This is a genomic window from Enterococcus mundtii (assembly GCF_013394305.1).
Classification (GTDB): Bacteria; Bacillota; Bacilli; order Lactobacillales; family Enterococcaceae; genus Enterococcus_B; species Enterococcus_B pernyi.
Window position 1 is genome coordinate 984,793 of record NZ_AP019810.1, and the last position, 19,350, is coordinate 1,004,142.

The following is a 19,350-nucleotide window of genomic DNA, read 5'->3' on the forward strand; positions in this document are numbered from 1 at the left end:
AAAGACAAAAGTTAATTTTGCTTTTGTTTCAGATCAACCAATCATTCTAAAATTTCTCTTTACATCGTTTGATAAAAAATTCAACTAATTTATTCAACTAATATAAAAAAGACTATAAACAAAACTCTAGCTTTAAGAGTTTGTCTACAGTCTAAGACTCATGCTAGGTCATATAAAGACAAATTAGTATGAACCAAATGATTGTCACCAATCGTTGTTAGTTGGAAGAATTCCTCAATATTCTTTATTTTACGATTTCTAAACGATCAATACTTAGAGTATCAACTCCAATCTCAGACGAAAGGGTGATTTCCTGCGATCCTTTCGGTAACTTCATGCGGACTTGTAGCGGTTGATAATATTCGGAAGGATAGACATCCACCACGTGGCTTGCTTGTTTCGTTTCAATCTTGACCTGAATTGGGTCATTTAAGGAGAGATAATCAGTAGTTTTGACGTAGGCAATCACCAGAAATTCGTCTGATTCTTCAATCTGCGGGGTAAAGATAATTTTGTCAGTCGTTGATTCAAAGCCTTGGACGACTTTCTTAGAGAGTGCTTCCTCATCTTCGACAAGCGCTAAATCGCCTTCAAGCAACGCACGACTGGCGGGTAATCTCAGTCGATTCGGCTCAGCTTTTGGTAACGCTTGAACATGCCACTCATCCAAAGGAGCTTCCAGTAGGACTTTATCCTCTTGATCCCAACCAAACTTTTGCAAGCGGATCGAACGGTCCCAGCCCGAATGATCCCATCGAGCAGCGTGATAAATCAACCAGTCTTCAGAGCCATCTTTTGATTTAGCAAATCCATTATGCCCGGGTCCATAGACAGTGTTTGTCTGTTGGAAAATTGGCTCTGGTTTCTTTTGCCAATTGGCTTTTTCTAGCGGATCATCAGCTACATCTAGGGTCATAAGACTTAGCGCATAATCGTTGTCCCAGCTCCCACTCGCAGAATATACTAAATTGACTGTCTTATCTTTGATGATCACTTGAGGGGCTTCATTGATCAATGGCGTTTGACGCATTTCCCATTCATATTCTGGTTTTGAGATAAGCCGTTTTTCACCAACTACTTCCGTAGGAGAAACCATTTCCGCTAAATAAAGATTTTGAGCAATATTTTCATATCCTTCCCAACCAGACCAAAGAAAATAGCGTTTGTCACTTATCTCTAAGACGGTGCCATCAATCGCAAATTTATCATCCATTCCTTTGATCTCTTCCAATTGCCAGTCACCCATATACGGATCTGTTTGATGATTAACTAATGCAAACATTCGGTGGGTTTCTAAAGGGCGATTCGCTGCAAAATACATCACCCAACGGTCATCTAAGTAATGAAGCTCCGGTGCCCAGATGCTTTCAAATTCTTCCGGTATTTCCCAGATGATCTTTTTTTCACCGGTTGCTACGAGAGAGAGGTTTTCAGCACGCCATAGCGTTAAGTTATTCCCAGTCGTTTTGGTATAATAAAAGTAAGACTCCGTTTGCAAGATCCAAGGATCCGCTCCATCATTATCGATAATAGAAGTAAAATCGGACACTTCTTCCCCCGTATCAGTTCCAGCCCCACAACCTGTTATCACAAGCGCAGCAAACAGGACACTTACACTACTGAGCCAAGCCACTGATTTTCCCATCGAACATCGCCCCTTTCCACAACAATGGGATTATTCCACCTGCGTTGGATGGAACTGATCATTGATTTCTTTAATAGCTGCTAAATCAACTTTCGGTTGTCGGTCATAGGTCAGTAGCCCATTGATTTCTTGCTCAACATCTGTCAATTGGGTATAGCAATAACCCCAAAGTCCGATAGAATCATAAACAGCCGTCATGATTCGTTGATAATCCTTCAAGAAATCTTGTTTATTCTCCACTGAAGTATAACCCCAACCTGGTTGTCCAGAAACATCAAAGCCAATACCGCCAAACTCGGTTAATAAAATAGGCTGATCCTGATAAGAAAATCCTCCAGCGAAAATCGGCCATGGTGTTGATACTCGATTCACCAATTTTTCTCTCGTACTGAGACTGTCTTTAAAGTACAGATATTTTTGTCGTTCAGATTCTTGTCCATGAGCATAATTATGAATCGCACAAATATCTGTCTCCGTCATCGCCCAACCATCATTTGAAATAACCAATCGTTGCTGGTCTAGTGAATGGATGAAGTGATACATTGCTTGAGAAAAATGCTGTTGTTGGCGATCAAAAGAGATTTTTGGTACACCCCAGCTCTCGTTGATCGGTACCCAAGTGACGATCGAAGGATGGCTATAGTCACGAGTAATGATCTCTGCCCACTCCTGCATCAAGCGCGTCACAGAAAGGTCGGTATAGATCGCCGGTGCTGCACACTCGCCCCAAACCAGAAATCCCAATTTATCTGCCCAGTATAAAAAGCGCGGGTCTTCTGTTTTTTGGTGTTTACGACAACCGTTAAACCCCATTTCTTTTGCTAATAAGATATCTTGTTTAAATGCTTCATCCGTAGGGGCAGTCAACAAGCCATTAGGCCAATAGCCTTGATCAAGAACCAACTTCTGATAGTAAGGTTTGTTGTTTAAGTAGATCATGCCATTTGCTGTCTGTATTTTACGCATACCAAAATAACTTTTTAATTGATCGATTGCATTTCCCGCTTCCTTAAGAGTCAATTCCACATCGAATAATTGCGGATTTTCGGGTGTCCAAGACCAGCCTTCGTGATGAAAATTGGTCCGGAAAATTTGTTGTTGAAAAATATCGACTGCAAAACTTAACTTAGAAGTCACAAACTCTGCAGCCCCACTGATGACTAAAGCACCTTTAAAATAGATTTGATACTCTAACACTAATTGTGGCTTTAACTGATTCAATTCAACATCGATCATCACGGCGCCAGCATCAAAATCACTAGTAAATTTCACTTGATGCAAGTGGGTCGCAGCAACTACTTCTAGCCAGACCGGCTGCCAGATCCCCGTTGAGTTTGTGTACCAGATCCCTGCTGATTCTTCTTCCCAAAATTGTTTCCCACGTGGAATGCTTTCATCAAAATGCGGATCGAATGCTCGCACACTTAGTATCTGCTCTTCTCCCGTCACAAGAGCATCCGTAATGTCAATATCAAAAGAGGTGTGCCCTCCGCAATGATTTTTCACATGATGTCCATTGACAAATACATCGGCCTCATAGTCCACTGCACCAAAATGTAAAAGGATACGGCTTTCTTCAGGAACCTGTACATTGAAGGTCCGATAATACCATACAACATCATGAACTTCTCGCTGATCAATGCCACTTAATGCACTTTGATAGACAAAAGGAACATTGATCTTGTAAGCATAATTTGCTTCATTTGTGTACCACTTTTCTTTCAAACCAAGATTTTGGTCATCAAAGGCAAATTGCCATTCACCATTTAGGCTTAACCAATTCCCTCTCTCAAATTGCGGTCTCGGGTATTCTTCTCTAATCATATTTCCTCCAAAAAACAAATTATTTTATACCACTTTGCAACGACATCGACGCCATAAAGCTCTTTTGCGCCACCAAATACAATAAAAAGGTAGGGATCAAAGCCAAGATTGCACCAGCAGTTCCAATTCCTGGATAGGTCATGTATTGACCTTGCAGCAATTGCAGCCCCGGTGTGATCGGTAATTTATCAATATCGTTGATCACGATCGATGGCCACAAGAAGTCATTCCATGAGCCAGTAAAACTAAACAATGCAACTACAGTCAATACAGGTTTGATCAGCGGTAAAATGATATAATAAAAAATTTGAAACTCATTTGCCCCATCGATCACAGCCGATTCATCCAATTCTTTGGGAATTCCTAAAATGAACTGTCGAACGAGGAAAATGTTATAAACACCTGCTGCTCCAGGTACGATGACTGCTAGAAATGTATTTGTCCAACCTAGAGTATCAACGATTTTGAAGTTCGGGATCAAATTGACCACTCCGGGAAACATCATGGTTCCTAACAATAAAACAAAAATAAAATCTCTTCCCTTAAAGATGAGTCGTGTATAGCCATAGGCCGCAAACGAGACGATCACCATAACTAATAGGGTATGTGAAGTTGAAATAATCATGGAATTCACAAACCAGCGGAACACAGGAGAAGAATCATTGCCCTGTAACAAGCTCCAAAAGTTAGCAAGTGTCCAATCTTGTGGAATCAAACTGAACCCAACTTTTTGAATCTCTGCCTCTGATTTAAATGAGGTGAAAATTGCCCATATCAAAGGAAAAATCCAAATGATGCACACGATTACTAGCAAAATAAAGGCAATTCTTTTCCCTAGTTTGTTTTCTCGCATCTTCTTCACTCCTATCTTTCCATTTTTTTGATGACCAAAAATTGCACAATCGAAACTGCCATGATCACAAAACCTAGTAGAATGGCCATCGCTGAAGAAATGCCCGCAACCGAGGTGCTACTACCAAAGGCATTTTCTTGGATATACATCATCAACACCCGAGTGGAATTATTGGGTCCGCCTCCCGTCAACATTAGTGGCTGACCATAGATATTAAACTGAGCGATGGTCGTCATGACCGTTGTAAAGATGAGTTGGTTACGAATACTAGGCAAAGAAATACGGAAAAATTTAGTAACACTATTCGCACCTAATGTCCACCAAATCGTCACAATCAAAATAGCGATCCAAGCCCATGGTTGAGTGCCCACAAAATTGATATCGATGCCGAATACTTCTTTGATTGGTCCAAATGATTTACTCAAAAGAAATCCCCAAATGATCATGACCGCAGAGATTGCAAATAATGTAGGTAAATAAAGAATCGATTGAAAAAAACGCATCAATTTTGGTTTAGTAGACAACGCAACTGCTAATAATAAAGGGATCGCGATACATAGTGGAACTGAGATTGCCGCAAAAAACAGCGTATTTTTCATTCCATTAAAAAATTGCGTATGATATAACGAGTCTTGATCAAATAAAATTGTTTTAAAATTATCAAATCCGATAAAAATCGGCGTACTGAACAAATCCCATTCAGTAAAAGAAACATAAATCCCAATAACTGCCGGAACTAAAAAGAATAAAAGAAAAAGGAGCATATGCGGACCAATAAAAACGACTGGCCAGGCATTTAATCTTTTTTTCATCAATACACATCCTTCTCTGTATTTCTAGTCAACCCTTCAACAAGAAACGACTGTGACAGCAAATTAGCCTACCCATCGGAATTCCTAGCCATCAAAAAACCGACTGAATTCTTTTTACGGTCACTCTTCCTTCTGCCACAGTCTCCAAGTGAGGATATTATTTCATCTTTTCTTCTACGACTTTTTGGATCTCACCAAAAGTTGTTTGGATATCTGCTTTTCCTGTGATCATATCCCATGAACGATTATCATATTCACTAAAAATGTAAGATAAGCCATCAACCGTGTTGACAGAAATTGCCGCTTGTCCTTTTTCTGTTTTCAACAAGAATGATTGTGGCATCTCCACATATTCTTCATTGTCTAACATTGCTAAGGAAGTTGGATTTGCGCCAGATTTGACCCACTCTAGTTGGTTTGCTTGTAACCAAGTGAGAAAGTCGATCATACCACTTTTCTTTTCATCCGAACGTTCTTGGCTCGTTTTAAGCATCGCAAACTGATCGACGCCTGAACCTTGAACGATATGTCCAGCATCCCATTGCGGCGTAAATGTCTGACCCCAAGTGAAGTCACTTATTCCTTCCATATTACTTAACATCCATGTTCCTTCTGGAAGAAAAATCAGCTGTTGGTTTGCAAAAAGTTTGTTTGCATCTTCGCCATCTGGGACCATATAGCCGGCATCATATAGCGTTTTAAACTCTTGAACGGCATTGTAAGAAATATCATTATCGATAGCGATGTTTCCTTGTGCATCTTGCCATTCTCCACCCATTTGCTGGTAAAGATTAGAATAATTTTGCATGCCCCATGTATAGCCAAAACTATAAATACCATCTGCTTTTGCTTTTTCCCCAGCCTGTCTGATTTCTTCATATGTCACTACGCCATCATCCAATGCTCCTGGAACATATTTATCCACCAAATCTTGGTTGTAATACATCACCCACGAACCCATCGTTGCTGGAATCCCATATTGACTATCCTCCACCACACCAGTATCCCAAGCAGCTTCTACATAATTTCCACGTGTCAATTCAGTTCCTTCAATCATGTCATCCCAAGTCTCAAGCATCTCTTGGTTCTTATACGTGGGTAAAGCTTCCGATGCAATCAAAGCTAAATCTGGGACGCCTTTGCCAGATTTTCCAGCAGTCGTCAACTTCGAAGTAAAGGTGTCACCTTGCATACTAACTAACTTTACTTTAAAGTCTGGATTTGTTTTATTGTATTGATCAACCGTTTTTTGGATTTTTTCACCGTCCGGTCCCGTCGTCGAAGACCAAAGCAAAATTTCCGAATCATTGCTTGAACTATTACTTCCACCACAAGCAGCTAAAAACACCGTACATAATAAGCTTGTTCCAACTAAAACAATTAATTTTTTTACTTTCAATTTCCACACCCCTTTTATTTAACTAAAAAGTAAAATGATACCTGATTATCAATAAACATAATTGTTAGACTATCGTCCACCAATGTTTACACCGTAAAGTTACTATAAAAATAAAGCGCTGTCAATATTATTTTAACAAGCTTATTACGGTAAATTCCATCATTTTACAATTTTGTAAATTTAAAAGCATGTGATATAATTAATCCATATTTTCATTAAACTAATTAGTATAACGAGGTGATAGCTATGGAATTGGATTTAACGAAAGCATCTTTACCGATCTACGAAGCACTCGCAAATGAAACTCGCTTAGCAATTTTAAGAGAATTAGGAGATAGTAAGAAAAGCATCAGTGAAATTGGGCAAAAATTAGCGATCAGCAATGCTTTGATGACAAAGCACATCCGAAAACTTGAACAAGCACAGTTGATCAAAACAGAAAAAGGATCGGGGCAAGACTGGAAGAAAAAATACTTATCTCTAAAAACTGATTTCATCAATATCAATTTCCCCGCAAAAGTGTTTCCGCAAATGAATTTAACCTCCCAATCAGTGAAAATAGGTCACTTTACCGATTTTGAAGCTAAGCCTTCCTGCGGTATGGCGACGAAAGATCGATTGATTGGCGCATTAGACGACCCTAAGTCTTTTCTTGACCAAGATCGTGTTGATGCGAGCATCATCTGGCTAAATAATGGGTTTCTAGAATACAAAATTCCAAATCCTTTGAAAACTGGTGAAAAAATCGAGTTATTGGAAATCAGCATGGAAATCGCTTCTGAGTTCCCAATCTCTAATAACTATTGGCCAAGTGATCTTTCATTTTACTTAAACAACCACTGCATTGGTAAATACACCATTCCAGGGAACTTTTCAGATGTTAGAGGTTCCTTGACTCCAAAGTGGTGGATCGATGAATTTAGTCAATATGGATTACTTAAGCATTTACGCATCAATCGCTATGACACTTCCCTCGATGGAGAGAAATTAACAGATCACAACCTTAATGAAATCGACTTAGACCATAGTGACTTTTTCACCTTTAAAATCGCTGCGCCTGCTACTGCTGAAAATGCTGGTGGTTTGACTATCTTCGGCGATCGCTGGGGGAACTATCCTCAAGATTTATTATTTAATTTTTACGTATCTGAATGACCTATTTTTTCTTTATCCAACAAAAAAAAGGACTCAGCAAAGTGATCAGAACTGACCTAATAAGCCGAGACAAAATTAAAAAGTACCTACTTATTAAATGCATATTAACGAAGAAACGTGTCTGGGAAATTAATTCTCTTGCACCACCTAAACCGAATAAACGGTTAATTAAAAGAATGGACTTCTTTCAGAAGAATGTAGATGATCTCTCCTAGCCAATTCTATTGCTTGAAACGACCAATGCTTGGCAAGCCCTTCATTTATGTTCTTTTAAGAATAGAAACAGGACTTCTCGTTTGGGTTCAAGAAGTCCTGAATTTTTTTATAAATCTAGTTTAACGACTTCCTTGTTCTAGTTTCTTTATTTCATCATGGATGGCAAAAAGTGCGCTCCTTTTTTCAGGAAACGCACTTTCTCCATATTTTTTCAACTTCTTGAACCTATACATATAAGCTATTCGCGTGAACTTCTAAACATAAGCCAGATACCCGCTTACCTTTAACTTTTTATCTCGTTTATTATACTAAGTTCCATTTATTTGTATTTGTTACTATCCTATCTACCCCAAACTCTCCGTCAATCGCCTCAATCCTTCTTCCAATTTCTTACGTGGGCATCCCACGTTCAATCGCAAAAAATTGTGACTAGCTTTCCCATATACTTCGCCTGACATGATCGCAACCTTGCCTCGTTCGATCATTCGTTGCTGAAGTTCTTCCATAGTGAATGGGAGTCGGGCACAATCGAGCCACATCAAGTAGGTGGCTTCGCTTTTGGTCACGATGATTTTCGGATGATGTTTTTTAAGGTACGCAGTGACAAAAGCAATATTATCATCAATGTACTGATTGAGTTCACTGACCCAGTTGTTTTCTTTTTCATACGCCGAAATCGTAGCAACTAATCCAAAAACACTCGTGGAACCGAGGCCATCAGCTTCTTTCATCTGTTGTAAAAACCGCTGGCGCAAGGACGAATCTGGAATCAATCCGTAAGAAAAAATCAATCCAGGAAAATTAAATGTTTTACTTCCTGATGTGACGACTGCGACATTTTTTTGAATCAATTCTGTCAGTGGTTGATGGTGTTGTCCCTTTCTGAGAATATCCATGTGGATCTCATCCGAAATAATGAACACCTCGTTTTTTTGAGCAAGCTCGATGATGTTCACTAATTCTTTTTTGGTCCACACTCTACCTGTTGGATTGTGGGGACTACACAATAACAAAATTTTATTCTCCGGTTGCTCAAATTGGCGCCTCAAGTCCTCAAAATCCAATTTATAGGCACCTTCTTGATAAATCAATTCATTGCTTACCAGTTTGCGGCCATTCCCAGCAATCAGTTTATAAAAGGCATCATAAGCAGGCGTTTGGATAATCACACCTTCTCCCGATTCGCTTAATAAACAAATCAGTTGCTTGATGCTATAGATGACGGAAGGACTGTAAACCAACCAGTCCTCGTCGATCTGGTGTCCAAAACGTTCTTTGTACCAGTGAGTGACTGCTGATTTGAAATCTGTGTGATTCCAACGAGTATAGCCAAAAATTGGATGTCTTAACCTTTCTTGGAGCGCAGCTTCGACGCCTGTTGGTACTTTAAAATCTGTATCAGAAATCGTAAATGGCAAGAGATCATTTTTACCGAAGCGGTCTTCAATATAATCCCATTGCGTACAATACGTCCCTTTACGATCGATTTGTTCATTGAAAGACATCTTCTACACTCTCCCGATTTCAGAACGACAAGATGTCGTCCAGTTGATTTCTAACAGTCGTCACTTTTGTTCCTATAATGACTTGTACATTCGTATCATCCAAATGAACCACGCCTAATGCACCTAATTTTTTCAGTCGGTCATCATCAACGATCGATCCGTCATTCACCACTAACCTTAGACGTGTGATGCAATTATCTAAAGAAGTGATATTTTCAGCACCACCTAAAGCAGCCAAGATTCCTCGTGCATCAACTGTGCCTTTTCCTTTATATGTTACTTCTTCGTCTGTATATTCTGTCTCAGCAGTCATTTCTTCACGTCCAGGAGTCTTTAAGTTTTTGCGTAAAATCACTGTTTTAAATGTAAAGTAATAGATACCAAACCAACAAGCCCCCACAACTAAAACCAACCACCATTTAGTATAAGTGCCTTGCATGACCCCAAAAATAATAAAATCTAGGATTCCGCCATCGGTATTCCCGATCGTTACGCCCAACAAACTCATGACCATAAATCCGGCACCAGTCATCAACACATGGAATCCCCATAAGAGAGGACTGACAAATAAGAAGAGAAATTCGATTGGTTCAGTAATTCCTGTTACAAAAGTAGCAATCACACCTGAAATCAATAATCCCTTGATTTTTGCACGATTCTCTAGCTTTGCGGTTTGATACATCGCTAAAGCCGCTGCGGGAAGGCCAAACATGAATGTCGGCATTTTCCCTTGTGAAAGAAAAGCAGTGGCGCTCGGTGAAATCGCCAATCCTTGTTGCAATTCATTATAAAAAATATTTAGTGCGCCAAAGACTTCTTGCCCATTGATGACCTGACTTCCTCCAGCTTCTGTAAACCGGATCATCGATACTAAAATATGATGTAAGCCAAATGGCAATAAGAGTCGTTCTCCAGAACCGAATAAGAACGGGCCAAATGCACCAGAGCGTTGGATCAAATTTCCGATCCCAGTGATCAACATGGCAAAAAGTGGCCAAACCATCGGAATCAACACGCCAACAATTGCTAAAGTTACTGAAGTAATGATGGGTACAAAACGTGTCCCTGAAAAGAAGGCAAAACTATCTGGTAATTGGAATTGATAAAATCGCGTATGGAGCTGATAAACGATTAGCCCGACAATGATCCCTCCCAGAACACCCATAGATAATGTTTGGATACCAAAAACCATTTCTTGACCAGCTTCACGTAATTGTTCACTTGCTGCCAATTGATTCGTTTCTTGCAAATAAAAATTGATCGATAATTGAATCACTACATATCCAACAAACCCAGAAAAAGCAGCCACGCCTTTTTCTTTACGTGCTAAGCCTAAAGGAATCGCCATGGCAAACATCACAGGTAAATAGCTAAAAGCAAAGCCACCAATCGTCGACATAAAGCGAAACATCACCTGTAACCAAGCAGCACCTAAAAATGGAAAAGCAGTAATTGCTGATTCAGCGGAGAACGCACTCCCAATCCCTAAGAACAATCCCATGAAAGCTAACAGTGCGACTGGTAACATGAACGTTTTGCCTAACCCTTGAAAAATCTCCATCCAACTTGCTTTCTTCCCTTTTTGCATCCCTTTTCCCCCTTACTCTATTTCTTACCTTTAAAATGTAAGCGATGACAAAGGCGGTTGCAATACTTCCTGTCCATGTAGAATGGGCATTCATAAATTAGAATCTCCATTCTGAGAAATGACTTGTTTCGCATAATGGATCATCAAAATATCTAACAAGATATCCATTGAAACTCTTGGACTCAAATCAATATTCTGATGATAGATCGTCAACATTTCTGCAATAAATGCGACCGTCGACAATTCTTCTAAAGAACTTGTCGGTTGACCAATAAAAGACAGCAGAGGAACATTTCGCTCCTTTAGTCGTTTAGCATAATCGAGCATTCCTAATGTTTCCCCACTATGACTAATAAAAATAGCAAGATCTCCTTCTCCTAGTTGTTTACTCACTGCTAGCAATTCGTCCCAATCGGTTGAATGCCCCACATTTTTACCAAGAAAATGCAATTTTCGATTCAGGGAAACAGCGACCGGAATACTTTGCCCTACAGCAAACAGTTCAATACGTTGTGCTTCTTTAATCATATTGACTGCGCGATCGATTTGTTTCGGCTCGATTTTTTCTAACGTCTCTGTAAACTGACGAAGGATTTCATTGATCAATGGTTTGAATTCATCCGACACATCAGTAGAACCACTCGTTTCTTCTAATGACCGGTAACTTTTAAGGGCAAACTTAAATTCTTGAAATCCTTTAAAGCCAAGCTTTTTTGCCATTCGAGTAATAGTCGATTGGCTGGTAAATGTTTCACTCGCTAATTCTTCGGCTGTCATGGAGGAAACTTTTCTTGATTGATGCAAACAATAATCTAAGATATTTTTTTCCACTTGATTTAATTCAGAAAATTTATATTGGATTCTCTTATAAAACTGATTCATCTCTTTCTCCTATTCTGGCAGTTTTTCGCCAATGAACGATATAGTCTGTTTTCTTATCTATTCTACCGGAGAATACGATGGAAAACGAGTCTACAGTTAAATTCAGACATGCAAAAAAATCCACAAAAATCGGTAATATGATTTTCGTGGATTCTGTGTTGTTCTTTGAAACAATCCATTGATATGACTATTTATTTTAATAATTTTGCAGCTGCTTCATCTAAAATCACTGTGATATCGGGATGAGTCATCAAGATCGATGCAGGAATCTGCTCTGTTACTGGTCCTTCGATCACTTGTTTGATGATCTCTGCTTTATGCTCCCCGTTAACGATCAATACTAACTGTTTCGCTGCCATGACCGTCTTTGGCCCAAATGTCACAAAGTAATCACCAGGTTCTTCTCCCAGATGTTCTTTTAACGATTCATACATCTGATCTCCTGGAATGACTGGAATGCTATAAGTCTCCTTACTAAAATCCGTATATCCAGGCATGTTTCCACAAAAATGACCATCTTCACCAAGCCCCATCAAGACTAGATCCAATCCACCCGCTTGCGCCATTCGTTTATCCACATCTTGATAATTATCAATAGTCAGTTCATGGATATTTTCAGTAGCGACCCCTATAGGATCATAAAGGGCTTCTTTCAGTCCTGACATAGTCAGACCATACTGCTTGTCCTTTAATGCCACTTCATCAAAATTATAATAATGGATCATCGATGTATCCATCTGTAATTTACTAAGCGTCTCCACTAAAATCTCGTACGCCATCTTAGGCGAATTTCCTGTCGTCAAAGACAAATTCACTCGTTTTTTCTTCAACATTTTTTCCAAGACGATCCCCGCTGTCACTTCACTAAGCGTTTCATAATCTTTTGCAATCACTAAATCCATTGCTGTCCACTTCCTTTCACTCATTTAGTTAGAGTGTAACAGTGTCAGGATGTTTTTGATAGCGTTTTCTTAAAAATGAATCAAAATATATAACATTAATATAAAAAATAAACGTTTTTTTAAGGTAATTTTTTCTTATTTTAGATACACATAAAAAAACAAATATTTTTTTACATATTTAAAAATATTTGATATTATTATAATGGTTTTTTATCACATTAGCTTCATGAAACAGTGGGAATTTCTATCACTCAAACATATTTTTAAAAATCATGATTTTAATAATCTTACATTTAAACTTTCGACGTCGATGCTGAGATATTACGAGACCCAAATGACATATCTTCCAAGGGAAATCATGAAATATATCAGCAATATGAAAAATGTGTTGAGTAAAATATTGTAACATTACGGAACTTTTAAATATTATATATGTATAGAAAGAAAACAACTAATATACGAAAAAGTCCGTGCTGCAACACGGACTAATTACTTGTCTCTGAAATAACAAAGTATATTATAACAAGAAATGAGGAATTGTAAAATGGCAAAAAAAGTAATGGGACAAGATGGAAAGATGTATAAAGTAACTAAACCTTTCTATAAAAAAGTTTGGTTCTGGGTACTAGCAGTAATTATTATCGCAATTATTGGCGGTTCATTAGGTGAAAGTAATAATAAAAATGGTGGAGAAAAGATATCCTCACAAAATCAAACTGAAACAACTAAAACTACTCAATCATCGAGTAACGCTATTGAATTCTATAAAATTGGGGATACTGTTAAAGTCGGGGATGCTTCATACACTCTCAATAGTGTTGAACTAACTGACGAAAGAAATCAATTTGAAGATGAACAACCAGCAAACGTAGTCAAAATCAATTATACTGTAAAAAATGAAAGTGACTCAGACATTCCTGTAGGTGCCGATGTGGAAGTGTATGGATCGGACGATAAAAAATCTGAAAGCTATGCGAATGAAAATACCTTGGGGTCTGTTGCACCAGGAAAACAGATGGACGTTATAGCCCATTTTGGTTTAAATCAAACAGGTGATATTGAAATTCATTTTTCTCCTTTAGTATCATTTGAAAAAGCAGCAATATTCAAAGCAACAGTATAAAACACAAAATACACCGTCAATATATAGGTATAAACCTTTATATGACGGTGTTTATCTAGTGTGCCAACTATAGGAATCAAACCTACACGTTACTTGTAAAGGGAATTGACACTACAATTGCTAAGAATAGTGAAATGAATCATCAACAAAAATAGATGACTAATGATTATTTCCCCCTCATAACTGATTTGAATCTAAGGTTAGTATATCCGCAGTAAAATCATCATATTTAAAAAAATAATAATTCTTAAATTTGTTGTGAAAGAGAAATCATCTCCATTAACCCTTGAGCAGCTTCACTACCTTTATTTCCTGCTTTCGTACCTGCTCTTTCAATTGCTTGCTCAATGGATTCTGTGGTTAATACACCGAACATCACGGGAATATTGGATTCTAGGTTAATATGTGCGACACCTTTTGCTACCTCATTGGAAACTAATTCATAATGAGTAGTTGCGCCTCTGATCACTGTCCCCAACGTAATCAACCCATCATAACTATCCTTTTTGCTGAGTTTTTTGGTAATAAAAGGAATTTCAAAAGCTCCCGGTACCCAATATATATCAATTTGTTCTTCTTTAACGCCATGTCTTTTTAAATTATCCAACGCTCCTTGTAACAATTTTTGATTGATAAATTCATTAAATCGCGCGACTACTATCCCTATTCGAAGATCCTTTGTAGAATAATTTCCCTCATAAATCGTCATGTCTTCACTCCTTTATTTTTATACTGATAAATAATGATTGAACTTATCTTTTTTTGTTTTTAAATAGGCTTGGTTTTCCTTTTGTGGAAAGGTTTCAATGGGTACTCTTTCTACAATCGTAATTCCATCTTTTTGTAACTCTGTTACTTTATCAGGATTGTTTGTAAGTAACCGAATAGAAGTTGCACCAATTGATTTTAAAATGTCTGCTGCAAAGTGATAATCCCGTTCATCCGGAGCAAAGCCCAATTCAATATTTGCTTCATAAGTATCAAACCCTTGTTCTTGCAATTGATAAGCTTTTAACTTATTTCTCAATCCAATTCCACGACCTTCTTGGCGAAGATAAAGAATAGCTCCAGTCCCCTCTTCTGCAATCATTCTCATTGCTTCATGTAACTGTTCACCACAATCGCAACGATGAGAACCAAAGACATCACCAGTTAAACATTCTGAATGAACACGGACTAATGTAGGAGACTGACTATTTTGAATATCTCCTTTTGTTAGCAATAAATGCTCCAGCTTTTCTCCATCTTCATAAATAGTCAATTTGAAATCACCATAATCTGTCGGTAAATTTACTGTTATATGACTACTTTCTTCTAAAAAATTTACCAACTCTTCAATAGTGATCAAGGGTAATTGCCATTCTTTAGATAAACGTGTCAGATCTTTCATCCTTGCCATCGTCCCGTCCTCTTTCAGGATCTCACAAATATAAGCGGCCTCCATACTATTAGCTAATTTGGCCAAATCAATTGCAGCTTCGGTGTGTCCTCGACGTATAAGCGTTCCACCATCTACACTAATCAAAGGAAAAATATGTCCTGGTCTAAGAAAATCACTTGATTTCGAATGAGGATCAGCCAATGCTTTAATGGAAGTAGCTCGATCAAATGCTGAAATACCAGTTTTCGTATGTTTATGATCCACACTAATCGTAAAAGCTGTACCAAACGCATCAGTATTATGAGTTGTCATTTCTTCTAAAGATAAGTGTTGCGCAATCTTCTTAGATATTGGCGCACATATTAATCCTCGACCAAATTTAATCATGAAATTAACCGCCTCAGGTGTCACATATTCGGCTAAACCAACTAAATCTCCTTCTGATTCTCTATCTTCATCATCAGCTACAATGATTAGACCGCCCTTTTTCAAAGTCTTTATTGCTTCAGTAATATTACTCATAGTAAGTCCTTCTCCTTGTACCTCTCAAATTTTTTTCTCTGTGCCTTTACATATTTTCCAACGATATCCGTTTCTATATTCACAAGATGTCCTACACCTAAATTCCCTAGATTTGTCAAAGATTTGGAATGTGGAATCAGACTAACTGAAAAGCTTGCTGCTGTTGTATCCGTAACTGTTAAACTTACTCCATTAATTGCAATTGATCCTTGTGGAATGATTTCACCTTCATATTTGGTTGGGTAAGCAAATGTCAAAACTAATGCGTTTTGATTCTCTATTTTTTTGATCAATCTTGTAACAGTATCAATATGTCCCGAAACAAAATGGCCTTCAAAGCGTTGTGTCATGGAAACTGCTCGTTCTAAATTTACCCTATCTCCAACTTTTAAGGTGGAGAAAGTGGTCCTTTTAAAGGTTTCAGGCATTATTTCAGCTCTAAAAAAAGTACTTGAAACCTCAATAGCAGTTAAACATACCCCATTGACTGCCATACTATCTCCAATTTTGTAATCACGTAGGACACTATTGGAAGTTTGAAAAGTGAGTTGGATCATTTGTTGCTTTCGTCGAATTTCTTTGACTGTTCCTTGTTCAATGATTAATCCTGTGAACATTGCTTTCGTTTCCCCCTAACTCGAATGTCTTCTCCAAGCTGTTCAACTTCCAAAAATTCTAATTGTTGATCTTTAGAAACTAAACGTTCACTATGAAAAGACATCGGACTTTTTCCACCAAAAAGTTTGGGTGCAATATAACTGATGACTTCATCCCAGAGACTTTCTGCTAAAAAAACATCATGGATTTTCGCTCCACCTTCTATATACAACGACTGAATACCTTTCTTTCTCATGGTCTCAATAAAGAATGGAAAAGAAAACTTAGGTGTATAAAAAATGGTTACATGGGAAAATAGTTCCTCTAGCTTAGGATTTTCCGTAAATATCCAGACCGGACTTGTTGTCGTTTGAAAAAGATCGAGTTTAGGGCTTTTAAGTATCCGTCCTCTACGATCCAAAACAATGCGTACTGGCGGGAAGATAGTTTCAACATCAGGTAACAAACGAGGGTCATCAATTAGAACGGTTTCGCTCCCTACCACGATTCCTTGATATTCTCCTCGCTCTTTGCGAACTCTTGAGATTGCCTCTGAGCCTGTTATTGAGTACCTAGAATCTTTCTGCATAGAAATTTTCCCATCTAGTGTAACAGCTTGTTTTAACGTGATGTAGGGACGATCCATTTCAAAAAAATGGTTATAAAAAGGATTCAATGCTCTACATTTCTCTTCTTCTACGCCTACAATTACTTTGATTCCATGCTTTTGTAAAAATTTTCTGCCTTTTCCTGCTACTAAAGGATTTGGATCAAGTTGGCCTATGACTACCGTTGTGATACCAGACTGGACAATGGCTTGCGTACAAGGTGGCTGTTTTCCTTGGTGGTTACAAGGTTCTAAAGTAACATATAAAGTTGAATCAAACAGTTCTTCGGGGAACCACAATTTTGAATAGCATTTACTTCAGCGTGAGCCTCACCATAATGTAAATGCGCACCTAGTGAGAGTAGCTTTCCTTCTTTAACAATCGCAGCTCCAACTAATGGATTGGTAAAGGTCTTTCCCTTTCCTTTTCTTGCCTCTTCAATCGCAGCTAACATGAAAGACTGGTGCATATCAATTCCCCCTTTCAACAAAAAATGCCCTGCGAATTTAATCACAGGGCATAACTAAATAAACTTAAAGATAATCGATTTTAATACAAATAAAACCGATCTTCAGTCGATTTTTCTTCTCCCATCCAGACTTTAACTGTCGGTGCCAGATTTTCACTAGCTCAACCACAAAAATGTGGTTCACGGACTTCGAGTAAACTCGTCACCGTCGGTCGGGAATTACACCCTGCCCCGAAGAAATATTCAATTCGTTTAGAGTATATTCTTAAAGCTCACATGTGTCAACCTTAAAAAAAACACATAAAAATAAAATGTAGGTTAAACATAACCACTTAATTAGTGTTAATTGCATGAATAGAATACGATTATATGCCTATGAAATGGCAACTAATAGAATATTAAAAAACTTTTTGACCTATGATTAAAATTCGTTTAAAATAATTCGAAAATGCAAGTAAAATTTTTTATTTTCGTGTCTCATCAATCAAAATGAACAATTGGAATAAAATTATTGTAAGTAGGCATTTTTAGTCATTCACTTTTCAAAAAAACAAAAAGCAGTCATATCGAAGGCGTAAAAACCTTGATATGTCTGCTTTTATCGTATGCCAGCTATAGGGATCGAACCTACGACCTACGCGTTACGAGTGCGTTGCTCTACCAACTGAGCTAAGCTGGCGTTTCCAAGAGAAATTATAGTCGTTATGTTAAGAAATGTAAAGGGGTAATGTGGAAGATTTTTCTACTTTCATGATTTTTTTCAAAAAATGTGCTATAATTATAGATGAAAGGCAGGTTTTATGAAAATGGCAACTTTTGGAAAATTTGAAACAAAGGTCGAACCGTCAGAATTTGGAGAAAAATTTACCACTGATACACATGTTACCTTTATGATTCACGGAAAAACGCAAACCGGAACGATTTCCAAGCAATTGAAAAACTCTGCTGTTGTTGCAATTGATGAAACTAATGAGAATACCGATTTGATGGCCCAAAGTAAAGGCGTCGTCATTATCAATTACAAAGATATGAGTAAGATTTAGTTTTTTCAACCATCCATCAAGTGGATGGTTTTTATTTTGACTGAATGAAATAAAAAAAAATCTGGGAAAATCCCAGATTTTTTGTATAGCTGATTTTTCCTATTTAGTACCAAATAAACGGTCGCCAGCATCGCCTAGACCAGGAACGATATAGCCTTTGTCGTTTAATTTTTCATCTAATGAAGCAGTATAGATATCAATATCTGGATGTGCTTCTTGTAAGGCTTTAACACCTTCTGGAGCTGCAACAAGGCAAACAAATTTAATGTTTGAAGCGCCACGTGCTTTCAGAGCATCGATCGCCATGATCGCTGAGCCACCTGTCGCTAACATTGGATCAACTACGAATAATTGACGTGCGTCGATATCTTCCGGTAATTTAACGAAATACTCGTGCGGTGCCAATGTTTCTTCATCTCTGTATAATCCGATGTGGCCGACTTTAGCTGCTGGGATCAATTCTAAGATTCCGTCAACCATTCCAATACCTGCGCGCAAGATTGGGATAATGGCTACTTTTTTACCAGACAATGTTTTTTGTGTTGTTTCTGTGATTGGTGTTTCGATGACAATGTCTTCAAGTGGCATATCACGTGATACTTCATATGCCATCAGCATAGCGATTTCATCAACAACCTCACGGAAAACTTTTGTACCACAATTTTTGTCGCGAATAATCGTTAATTTGTGTTGGATCAATGGATGGTCGATTACTTGAAATTTGCCCATTTTTTTGTCTCCTTTTTCTCTCGTTTCTTTTTAATTGTAAAACAAAATCACTGACTTGACTAGTCTAACCCGTCATTTTCCTAAAGAAAATCAAAGA

16 protein-coding genes, 1 tRNA gene, 1 pseudogene and 1 riboswitch are annotated in these 19,350 nt (G+C 38.0%); of the genes and pseudogenes, 3 read left to right on the plus strand and 15 right to left on the minus strand.

What is annotated here, in order from left to right:
- Positions 1–244: 244 nt before the first annotated feature.
- From HZ311_RS04775 to HZ311_RS04795, 5 genes are all read right to left on the minus strand, one after another.
- Positions 245–1,645 carry a glycoside hydrolase family 43 protein gene (locus HZ311_RS04775; RefSeq protein ID WP_023520263.1) on the minus strand — a complete coding sequence of 467 codons (1,401 nt, stop codon included), beginning with the start codon at positions 1,643–1,645 and terminating at the stop codon, positions 245–247.
- Between the two features lie 30 nt (positions 1,646–1,675).
- On the minus strand, positions 1,676–3,469 hold the full coding sequence (locus HZ311_RS04780; RefSeq protein WP_023520264.1) for a glycoside hydrolase family 2 protein: 1,794 nt from the start codon (positions 3,467–3,469) through the stop codon (positions 1,676–1,678).
- A gap of 19 nt (positions 3,470–3,488) precedes the next feature.
- The gene (locus HZ311_RS04785) at positions 3,489–4,322 is read right to left on the minus strand and encodes a carbohydrate ABC transporter permease (RefSeq protein WP_023520265.1); all 834 of its coding nucleotides are present in this window, start codon (positions 4,320–4,322) and stop codon (positions 3,489–3,491) included.
- Positions 4,323–4,333: 11 nt separating this feature from the next.
- Complete coding sequence (locus HZ311_RS04790) at positions 4,334–5,134, minus strand: carbohydrate ABC transporter permease (protein WP_178946509.1); 801 nt, start codon at positions 5,132–5,134, stop codon at positions 4,334–4,336.
- A 157-nt stretch (positions 5,135–5,291) separates the two neighbouring features.
- Positions 5,292–6,533, minus strand: a complete 1,242-nt coding sequence (locus tag HZ311_RS04795; protein WP_023520267.1) for an ABC transporter substrate-binding protein — start codon at positions 6,531–6,533, stop codon at positions 5,292–5,294.
- 246 nt (positions 6,534–6,779) lie between these two features.
- Here HZ311_RS04795 and HZ311_RS04800 point away from each other — a divergent pair, with 246 nt between their 5' ends.
- A complete protein-coding gene (locus HZ311_RS04800) occupies positions 6,780–7,688 on the plus strand; it encodes an ArsR/SmtB family transcription factor (RefSeq protein ID WP_010734611.1) in 909 nt (302 codons plus the stop codon).
- 560 nt (positions 7,689–8,248) lie between these two features.
- On the opposite strand, the gene HZ311_RS04805 is transcribed toward HZ311_RS04800, so the two are convergent.
- The 4 genes from HZ311_RS04805 to HZ311_RS04820 all read right to left on the minus strand — a co-directional run bounded on the left by HZ311_RS04805 (position 8,249) and on the right by HZ311_RS04820 (position 12,781).
- The gene (locus tag HZ311_RS04805) at positions 8,249–9,409 is read right to left on the minus strand and encodes a MalY/PatB family protein (RefSeq protein ID WP_010734610.1); all 1,161 of its coding nucleotides are present in this window, start codon (positions 9,407–9,409) and stop codon (positions 8,249–8,251) included.
- A 19-nt stretch (positions 9,410–9,428) separates the two neighbouring features.
- Complete coding sequence (gene malX / locus HZ311_RS04810; protein WP_178946510.1) at positions 9,429–10,997, minus strand: maltose/glucose-specific PTS transporter subunit IIBC; 1,569 nt, start codon at positions 10,995–10,997, stop codon at positions 9,429–9,431.
- A 90-nt stretch (positions 10,998–11,087) separates the two neighbouring features.
- Entirely contained in the window at positions 11,088–11,879 is a 792-nt protein-coding gene (locus HZ311_RS04815; protein ID WP_010734608.1) for a MurR/RpiR family transcriptional regulator, read from the minus strand.
- Between the two features lie 191 nt (positions 11,880–12,070).
- On the minus strand, positions 12,071–12,781 hold the full coding sequence (locus HZ311_RS04820; RefSeq protein ID WP_010734607.1) for a glucosamine-6-phosphate deaminase: 711 nt from the start codon (positions 12,779–12,781) through the stop codon (positions 12,071–12,073).
- A 544-nt stretch (positions 12,782–13,325) separates the two neighbouring features.
- Here HZ311_RS04820 and HZ311_RS04825 point away from each other — a divergent pair.
- Positions 13,326–13,904, plus strand: coding sequence for a DUF4352 domain-containing protein (locus HZ311_RS04825; protein ID WP_010734606.1), 579 nt, complete (start codon positions 13,326–13,328; stop codon positions 13,902–13,904).
- A 247-nt stretch (positions 13,905–14,151) separates the two neighbouring features.
- Here the strand turns inward: HZ311_RS04825 and ribH are convergent, their stop codons facing one another.
- The 5 genes and pseudogenes from ribH to HZ311_RS04850 all read right to left on the minus strand — a co-directional run bounded on the left by ribH (position 14,152) and on the right by HZ311_RS04850 (position 18,160).
- Entirely contained in the window at positions 14,152–14,613 is a 462-nt protein-coding gene (ribH, locus tag HZ311_RS04830) for a 6,7-dimethyl-8-ribityllumazine synthase (RefSeq protein ID WP_023520269.1), read from the minus strand.
- An 18-nt stretch (positions 14,614–14,631) separates the two neighbouring features.
- The gene (locus HZ311_RS04835) at positions 14,632–15,807 is read right to left on the minus strand and encodes a bifunctional 3,4-dihydroxy-2-butanone-4-phosphate synthase/GTP cyclohydrolase II (protein WP_023520270.1); all 1,176 of its coding nucleotides are present in this window, start codon (positions 15,805–15,807) and stop codon (positions 14,632–14,634) included.
- Positions 15,804–16,424 carry a riboflavin synthase gene (gene ribE, locus HZ311_RS04840; RefSeq protein ID WP_023520271.1) on the minus strand — a complete coding sequence of 207 codons (621 nt, stop codon included), beginning with the start codon at positions 16,422–16,424 and terminating at the stop codon, positions 15,804–15,806. The genes HZ311_RS04835 and ribE overlap by 4 nt, the downstream gene beginning before the upstream one ends.
- Positions 16,409–17,481 (minus strand): annotated as a pseudogene (gene ribD / locus HZ311_RS04845) (bifunctional diaminohydroxyphosphoribosylaminopyrimidine deaminase/5-amino-6-(5-phosphoribosylamino)uracil reductase RibD). The gene ribE and the pseudogene ribD overlap by 16 nt, the downstream one beginning before the upstream one ends.
- A 109-nt stretch (positions 17,482–17,590) precedes the next feature.
- A riboswitch (FMN riboswitch) is annotated at positions 17,591–17,724 on the minus strand.
- A 363-nt stretch (positions 17,725–18,087) separates the two neighbouring features.
- A tRNA-Thr gene (locus tag HZ311_RS04850) sits at positions 18,088–18,160 on the minus strand.
- Between the two features lie 121 nt (positions 18,161–18,281).
- Between HZ311_RS04850 and HZ311_RS04855 the strand changes: the two genes are divergently transcribed.
- Positions 18,282–18,524, plus strand: coding sequence for a hypothetical protein (locus HZ311_RS04855; protein ID WP_010736620.1), 243 nt, complete (start codon positions 18,282–18,284; stop codon positions 18,522–18,524).
- A 99-nt stretch (positions 18,525–18,623) separates the two neighbouring features.
- Here the strand turns inward: HZ311_RS04855 and upp are convergent, their stop codons facing one another.
- Positions 18,624–19,253: a uracil phosphoribosyltransferase gene (gene upp, locus HZ311_RS04860; RefSeq protein ID WP_010736621.1), complete on the minus strand. Its 630-nt coding sequence runs from the start codon at positions 19,251–19,253 to the stop codon at positions 18,624–18,626.
- Positions 19,254–19,350 lie beyond the last annotated feature (97 nt).